Genomic DNA, 2,009 nt, shown 5'->3' with positions numbered 1-2,009 from the left:
CATTAAATACGAAATTGATAAAGAATCAGGATTCTTAAAAATAGATAGACCACAAAAATATTCTAATATCGTTCCAGCTTTGTATGGATTTATTCCGCAGACCTATTGTGGTGATAAAGTGGCAGAGTTTGCAAGAGAAAAGGGTGCAACAAGCATTAAAGTGGGTGATGGGGATCCTTTAGATATTTGTGTGTTATCGTCGCATCATATACCTCATGGCGATATATTATTACAAGCTAAGCCAATTGGCGGATTTTGTTTTATTGACAAAGGTGAGGCCGACGATAAGATAATAGCAGTATTAACAGGCGACCAGATTTACGGCAACTTTAACGATATTTCTGAATTGCCTGGTGGTGTTATTGAAAAGCTAAAGCATTATTTTCTAACCTACAAAAATCTGCCAGGAGAACCTCAACATTGCGAAATAGCATATGAATATGGTAAACAAGGAGCTGGAGAAGTCATTAAAAAATCAATGGAAGATTACAGGGATTTGATTTTTAATCCACTAAAATAAAAAAAAGGAGCGAATGCTCCTTTTTTTATAGTATTTATCGTAAATATTATTTTTTGTATAAAACCTTTTTTACAGCGTCAATCGTCCTAGCCACGTTTGGCAAAGTAGCCTCAATTAGCGTAGGAGCGTAGTGTAAAGGAATATCCATGTTGTTAACTCTGATAACCGGAGCATCCAAATGGTCAAAAGCATATCGCTGCAAATGATAAGTTATTTCTGATGAAATAGCAGCCAATGGCCAAGCTTCTTCTACAACTACACATCTGTTGGTTTTCTTTACAGAATCTACAACTGTTTGATAATCAATAGGTCTTACTGTTCTAAGGTCTATCAATTCAACACTGATTCCATCTTTGGCAAGTTGCTCGATTGCTGGTAAAACCACTCTAGGAATCATTTTTCCAAACGATACAATCGTAACATCTTTTCCTTCCTGAATTATGTTGGCTTTCCCAATTGGCAATATATATTCGCCATCTGGAATCATTCCTTTGTCACCATACATTTGTTCAGACTCCATGAAAATAACGGGGTCATTGTCACGAATAGATGCTTTCAAAAGTCCTTTACATTCATATGGGCTAGATGGTACCACAACTTTAAGACCTGGCGTATTGGCAAACCAATTTTCGAAGTTTTGAGAGTGTTGAGCTCCTAATTGTCCAGCATTACCAGTTGGACCCCTAAACACGATTGGGCAAGAATATTGACCAGCAGACATGGCCATTATTTTGGCTGCACTGTTGATAATCTGATCTATAGCAACAAGTGAAAAGTTGAAAGTCATGAATTCAATAATCGGACGACAACCATTGATAGCAGCACCAACACCTATACCAGCAAAACCTAGTTCAGCAATTGGCGTGTCGATAACTCTTTTGGGTCCAAATTCATCCAACATTCCTTGACTGGCTTTGTAGGCTCCATTGTATTCAGCTACTTCTTCACCCATTAAGAATATTGTTTCATCACGACGCATTTCTTCTGACATCGCTTCCTTTACAGCATCTCTAAATTGAATTTCTCTCATTTTTGGCTTATAAATAATTTAATTTTGGGCAAAGACCCCAATTGCTTGACAAAAATAGTAAGCTATTGTCAATTTCCGAAATCTATTTGTAGAATTGCGTGATTTCATTTATTTATTTTTGTTCGGTGTAAGATTTTGGTGGTTAAAATAAACAATTTGATGTTTCCATAATAGAAATGATGAATTTGTAAATCCATTATAATTGTAAGGATTGCAATTTTTATGCGAGTGAGTATATGCAGACTGATGTGACCCTTTCAAGGTTTTTGTTTTGTTCTTTTTAATTCCGAAGGAATTTGATTTTTATAAAAAGAGAATTTTGATGTGAATGTACGACCCCTACAGGGTCGAATACTGACTATTGTGATGGATTTCTATAAACATGTGACCCCTTCGGGGTCGAATACTGACTAATTTGTTGGATTTATATAAACATATGACTCCTTCGGGGTCGAATAC

At 36.1% G+C, this 2,009-nt stretch carries 2 protein-coding genes; one reads left to right on the top strand and one right to left on the bottom strand.

Features of this window, described 5'->3' with window-relative positions; all coding sequences use genetic code 11:
* Position 1: 1 nt before the first annotated feature.
* Positions 2-520 carry an inorganic pyrophosphatase gene (locus EGI24_RS14170; RefSeq protein ID WP_255049113.1) on the top strand — a complete coding sequence of 173 codons (519 nt, stop codon included), beginning with the start codon at positions 2-4 and terminating at the stop codon, positions 518-520.
* 46 nt (positions 521-566) lie between these two features.
* Here the strand turns inward: EGI24_RS14170 and EGI24_RS14165 are convergent, their stop codons facing one another.
* Positions 567-1,550 (bottom strand): pyruvate dehydrogenase complex E1 component subunit beta, encoded by a 984-nt coding sequence (locus EGI24_RS14165; RefSeq protein WP_255048067.1) that lies wholly within the window; start codon positions 1,548-1,550, stop codon positions 567-569.
* Between the last annotated feature and the right edge of the window lie 459 nt (positions 1,551-2,009).

Source organism: Lacihabitans sp. CS3-21 (genome assembly GCF_024343675.1).
Lineage (GTDB): Bacteria > Bacteroidota > Bacteroidia > Cytophagales > Spirosomataceae > Leadbetterella.
The sequence above is the reverse complement of the archived record's forward strand: the minus strand, read 5'-3'. Positions and strand labels throughout refer to the sequence as shown.